The sequence below is a fragment of the Microcystis sp. M53602_WE12 genome (assembly GCF_030065455.1).
Lineage (GTDB): Bacteria > Cyanobacteriota > Cyanobacteriia > Cyanobacteriales > Microcystaceae > Microcystis > Microcystis aeruginosa.
The window spans coordinates 1-5,434 of record NZ_JASJFB010000279.1; the positions used below are offsets into that span (position 1 = coordinate 1).

3 protein-coding genes are annotated in these 5,434 nt (G+C 44.5%); 1 reads left to right on the forward strand and 2 read right to left on the reverse strand.

Annotation, left to right across the window (positions count from 1 at the left end; genetic code table 11):
* Window positions 1-402 precede the first annotated feature (402 nt).
* Window positions 403-3,063, forward strand: coding sequence for an ATP-dependent chaperone ClpB (gene clpB / locus PX482_RS10135; RefSeq protein WP_043999002.1), 2,661 nt, complete (start codon window positions 403-405; stop codon window positions 3,061-3,063).
* Between the two features lie 109 nt (window positions 3,064-3,172).
* Here clpB and PX482_RS10140 read toward each other — a convergent pair whose 3' ends face one another.
* Both PX482_RS10140 and acsF read right to left on the reverse strand, forming a co-directional pair.
* Window positions 3,173-3,703: a zinc ribbon domain-containing protein gene (locus PX482_RS10140; protein ID WP_002758515.1), complete on the reverse strand. Its 531-nt coding sequence runs from the start codon at window positions 3,701-3,703 to the stop codon at window positions 3,173-3,175.
* Between the two features lie 163 nt (window positions 3,704-3,866).
* Complete coding sequence (acsF, locus tag PX482_RS10145) at window positions 3,867-4,943, reverse strand: magnesium-protoporphyrin IX monomethyl ester (oxidative) cyclase (RefSeq protein ID WP_288096405.1); 1,077 nt, start codon at window positions 4,941-4,943, stop codon at window positions 3,867-3,869.
* Window positions 4,944-5,434 lie beyond the last annotated feature (491 nt).

Consider the following 5,434-nt stretch of genomic DNA (forward strand, 5'->3'; position numbering starts at 1 on the left):
AAGTTGTATCCTTAACAAGGGAACCGTCAAACTAGGAGCCGTGTGAGGTGAAAGTCTCATGCACGGTTCTGAATGGGAGGGGAGGTCGGTGACGATTTTCTCGACCCCTAATAGTATGATTGACGAATTTGCCTTATTTCAGCTTCTATTTTCAAGTCAGGAGATAGGAGTCAGGAGATAGGAGATAGGAGATAGGAGATAGGAGACTTTTTTATTTATTCTCCCCACACCCCACACCCCACACCCCACACCCTACACCCTACACCCTACACCCCACACCCTACACCCCACACCCCACACCCTCTTTCAAGTCAGACCCTTTGTCGAGCCTGGAACTTTGTGATCGATCGAGACTCCTTGCTATACTATACCTCTGACACTGGCTTTCCTCATTGGTGCAGAATGCAACCCACAGACTCGAATAAATTTACCGAACAAGCTTGGGATTCGATCGTTAAATCGCAAGAAATTGCGCGACGCTTTAAAAATCAGACCTTAGAGGTGGAACACGTTATTATTGCCCTCCTAGAGCAGAATAACGGTCTAGCCACCCGGATTTTACAAAAAGCTAATATAGAAATTCCGCGACTGCAACAACAGCTAGAAGTCTTCACCAACCGACAGCCGAAAGTGGCCATCGTCGATCAATTATACCTAGGTCGTGGTCTCGATCTGCTGCTCGATCGAGCGGAAGCATCCCGGGAAAGTTGGCAAGATAAATTTATCTCCGTGGAACATCTTCTCGTCGGTTTTGCCGAAGATGAAAGGGTTGGCCGGAAATGTTTACGCACTTTCAATCTTGACCCCCAAGATTTAGAATTAGCCATCAAAGCGATTCGCGGTACTCAAAAGGTTACTGAACCCAATCAAGAGGAAAAATACGAAGCTTTAGATAAATATGGCCGGGATTTAACAGCAGCGGCCAAAGAAGGCAAATTAGACCCAGTTATCGGTCGTGATGAAGAAATTCGACGGGTGGTACAAGTCCTCTCGCGACGGTCGAAAAATAACCCGGTTTTAATCGGTGAACCGGGGGTAGGAAAAACCGCTATCGCTGAAGGATTGGCCCAAAGGATTGTTAACGGAGATGTTCCCGAATCTTTGAAAAATCGTCAGTTAATTTCCCTCGATATGGGAAGTTTAATCGCTGGGGCAAAATATCGAGGCGAATTTGAGGAAAGATTGCGGTCAGTCATGAAAGAAGTGACCCAATCAGAAGGGCGAATTATTCTCTTTATTGATGAACTACATACCGTTGTCGGTGCGGGTTCTAGGGAAGGAGGATCGATGGATGCGGGCAACCTATTAAAACCTATGTTAGCTCGGGGAGAATTGCGCTGTATTGGGGCGACAACTTTAGATGAATATCGCAATCATATTGAAAAAGACCCCCCTTTAGAAAGACGTTTTCAACAGGTTTATATTAAGGAACCTTCCGTGGAGGATACTATCTCAATTCTCCGGGGTTTAAAAGAACGTTATGAGCTGCATCATGGGGTGACAATTACCGATTCGGCTCTAGTGGCAGCAGCTACCCTATCCCATCGTTATATTAGTGATCGTTTTTTACCCGATAAAGCGATCGATTTAGTTGATGAAGCGGCGGCAAAATTAGAGGTAGAAAGTACCACTAAACCCGCTGATTTGGAAATGATAGATCGTCGATTAATGCAGTTACAGATGGAAAAATTCTCCTTAGAAAAAGAGGAAAAAAAAGATAGAGCTTTTCAAGAGCGTTTAGAAAGAATTATCGAAGAAATTGAGGAATTAGATAGTAAACAAAAGCCTCTCGCTGACCAATGGCAAACCGAAAAACATATCGCCGAGGAAATTAAATTATTGCGAGAGGAAGAAGAACAATTGCGCCTACAGGTGGAACAGGCGGAACGAGCTTATGATCTCAATAAAGCAGCCCAATTAAAGTATGGCAAACTAGAAATTTTACAGGGGGAATTAGAAGTAAAAGAAAAAGAACTAGAAACTATTCAAGCGGCAGGTTCTACCCTGTTAAGACAACAGGTAACTGATGCTGATATTGCCGAAATAGTTGCCCGGTGGACGGGAATTCCTGTCAATCGTTTAATGGAATCGGAACGACAAAAATTATTAGAATTAGAGTCTCATTTACAGAAAAAAGTTGTCGGACAAAATGAAGCGGTCACGGCAGTAGCAGCGGCGATTCGACGCGCGCGCGCGGGAATGAAAGATCCCTCCCGTCCGATTGGTTCATTCCTGTTTATGGGACCCACAGGAGTGGGTAAAACCGAGTTAGCGCGGGCCTTGGCGGGGTTACTGTTCGACTCCGAGGAGGCCATGGTTCGCATCGATATGTCGGAATACATGGAAAAACACGCGGTTTCGCGGTTAATCGGCGCGCCTCCGGGTTATGTGGGTTACGAGGAAGGGGGACAACTATCGGAAGCGGTGCGTCGTCGTCCCTATTCTGTGGTTTTATTGGATGAAGTGGAGAAGGCCCATCGCGATGTTTTTAACATTTTATTACAAGTGCTTGACGATGGGCGCATTACTGACTCTCAGGGGCGAGTGGTGGATTTTCGGAATACGATTATCGTCATGACCAGTAATATTGGCAGTGACCATATTTTAAATGTTTCCGAAGATGCCGATTATGAGGAGATGCGGAAACGGGTTTTAACAGCTTTGCGGAGTCATTTTCGTCCCGAATTTTTGAATCGTATCGACGATTTAATTATTTTCCATACCCTGAAAAAAGAAGAATTGCGTTACATTGTTCGTCTGCAATTACAGCGTCTGGAAAGATTATTAGCAGAACAAAAAATCAATCTAGAATTAACTGCGGCAGCAGAAGATCATATCGTTACTGTTGGTTACGATCCTACCTACGGTGCGCGGCCTTTAAAACGCGCTATCCAACGGGAGTTAGAGAATCCTTTAGCCACAAAAATTCTCGAACAAGCTTTTATGGAAGGGGATACGGTGGTAATTGATTGTCTGGATGAAGTGTTAAGTTTTAGCAAAAAGGAGCTAGAAAGGGAAGGGCAAACATTAGAATTAGCCGTGGTTAACCTCAGTTCAGATTAAAACCAGACAGGGGATATATTCCCCTCCAATTCAGCCAATATAAACAAAATTTTGCCCCAAAAGGCCTGGTGAATCTAGCTAAACAGGTTTTGCCTATCTAGCTGACTGCCTATTGCTGTAACTGATGACCACAGCTACTACAAAAGCGATCGGTTGCCGCTACTTTTGCCCCGCATTGACGACAAAATCGGACTTTACTGACGGTTTTTGTGTCTCCCATACTCATTTTCATATCTCCCATTTGCATTTCCATGGGGGCAAAATTCATCGACATATTGCCCATTTTCATCGGTTGCATCGGTTGCATCGGTTGCATCGGTTGCATCGGTGAGGAGGAGAAACTGGTAGCAGTGGTCGATTGAGAGGACTGAGAAACTCCAGAGGTATGAGGAGAGGAAAAACCGATACTGCTTCCCTGAATTTGGATTCTGTGGGGTCCGGTTTCGGTGATAATTTCAATAATTGCCCCTTGGGGAATTATCTCTATTTGGGGTTCTTGTGTCCAAACTCCCGTGGCAAAACTACTGCTAGACTGCTGTTGTTGTCCCACCGCACCACTAGCGAGAGTTACAATCGTCTGCGGCCCTTGATTATCGAGATAGAGACGTTGTCCTGTGGGTAATTCACTATAAATAGCCATATTTTTGACAGGAAAAAGTAAAAAGTAAAAAGTAAAAACCTAGTTCACACCCCTAGGATCCAGTCTAGCGAGGATACAAATGTTAGAGGATTTTCTTAAGAATTTTATCGACAAAAAAAGGGTGGTTAACCCACCCTCACCATGTCTCAAGAAAACAAACTTTTTAACGGACGCTACCGGCTAATTTATCGACCCGAATCGGTTTCATCAGGTACAATTTGAGGAATTGCCAAGCGTTAGAGGCGAAGATAGGCAATTTCTTCAGGAATTTAACCAGTGCGGGACTGTTTTCGCTATCGATCGCCCGTAATCCCTCGTTATTGCCAACACAAATTTCTAGGCGATCATAAAATTCAGGACTATCCACATCGAGAACAATCGGGAAGACGCGGCCGGCGGTTTCATTGGTCTTCTCGATCACATACTTATCGTACTCGCGAGCGTCCAAACCGAGAATGGCGTAGAAACCAGAACGCTGAGTATCATTGAGGTACATCGTAGCGAAGACCGAAAGCAGGAAGAAACGACACCAGAGACGAGCGCGCCAATCATTAAGAATATCAGGCTGCGCACGCATGATCGCATCAAAGAAGTCCCCGTGACGGTTTTCGTCTTGACACCAATTCTCGAAGAAGTTAAAAATCGGATAAACCCGATCTTCGGGATGTTGTTCGAGATGACGATAAATGGTGATATAGCGCCAATAACCGATTTTTTCGGAAAGATAGGTGGCGTAGAAGATAAATTTCGGTTTAAAGAAGGTGTAGTTACGGCTTTTGGTTAAAAATCCCAAGTCAAGGGAGAGGTTAAAATCCGATAAAGCCTTATTAAGGAACCCAGCGTGACGCGCTTCGTCCCGGGACATGAGGTTAAAGCATTCCGCGAGAACGGGATTTCTGTTTTTTAAACGTCTGCCGAGTTCTTTGTAGAGAAGAAAGCCGGAAAATTCAGCCGTGCAGGATCTTTCCAGAAATTCCACGAATAAACGGCGAGTTTCGCCATCAATGTGATCCCAAGAGCGATCGAATTCTTGATTGCGAACGAAGTGATGCCGGTTATAATCGGTACGGAATTCCTCTAAAATCGCTTTCAGTTCTTCCTCGTTAGCGGCGATCGACATTTCCGCCATCGCTTCAAAATCAGTGGTGTAGAAGCGGGGAGTGAGGATCGTTTCTTTAGCGGGAACTTTTATACCCGGACGGATTTCCTCGAATTCTGGTTTTTGGATCGTGCTGACCATAGGGATTATTGATTTTACTCTGGGATGATGATTGAGACGAGTAAAGGCTCTGACTTGATAATGACCAGCCGTGAAAAAACGGCTAGGATTCACTATAGCAAGCTCTCAGCCCTAGACTCTCTTCCTGTTCATTAAAAGTTACAACTCTTAATTAAGCTGTGTGAACAAACGCGGCTTTTTCGCTCCCAGTCTTGACAAATGTTCGGAGAGGTGGGGTTTGTTCGGTGATCAGTAAACAGTCATCGGTAATCGGTGAACTGAAAACCCACATCTGATAACAAGGTCCGAATCTAAAACCTAATTGGGCTCTTCGGTTTGTGTTATGCAATGGACGGGGATTATAAGGGATGGAACCCTTATATAGAAAGGCATTTAGCGATTTTTGTCAATTGTTTTTTATCTAGAGCGAACTAATCAATTAAGTCTCTTGCCAGATAAGGATTTAGTCGATTTATGCCCCCCTATCGAACCATAACAAGTAACGAAGAGCC